General features: G+C 67.2%; 1 protein-coding gene. It reads left to right on the forward strand.

Annotated features, from left to right (window positions below):
* Positions 1 to 180, forward strand: a 180-nt coding sequence (locus ACOQFL_RS22870; RefSeq protein WP_435546266.1) for a hypothetical protein, incomplete at its 5' end; no start/stop codon positions are given.
* Positions 181 to 290: the final 110 nt, after the last annotated feature.

The raw sequence follows: 290 nt of genomic DNA on the forward strand, positions 1-290 counted from the left end.
CGCCAGCGGGTGGCCGGTGTCAGCAAGAAGGGCAACAACGTGCTCTACGGCTATCGCTACAGCAGAGTGGTGCTGGGCACCTGGCTCCGGGAACGTCGAGCCCGACGGCTGTCCGGTGCCGCCGGGGCGTCCTCGGCGGACGAGCAGGTCAGCGAACCTGCTCGTGCCGCCGGGGAGTAGCGAAGACCACGCGGTCGAGCAGGAAGAACTTGACCACGAACATCAGCAGGTAGGTACCGAGGTAAGCCCCCCACACGAGGGCCAGCCTGCGGACCTCGGAATCGGCGAAG

It is taken from the genome of Actinopolyspora sabaoui (assembly GCF_051225635.1).
Lineage (GTDB): Bacteria > Actinomycetota > Actinomycetes > Mycobacteriales > Pseudonocardiaceae > Actinopolyspora.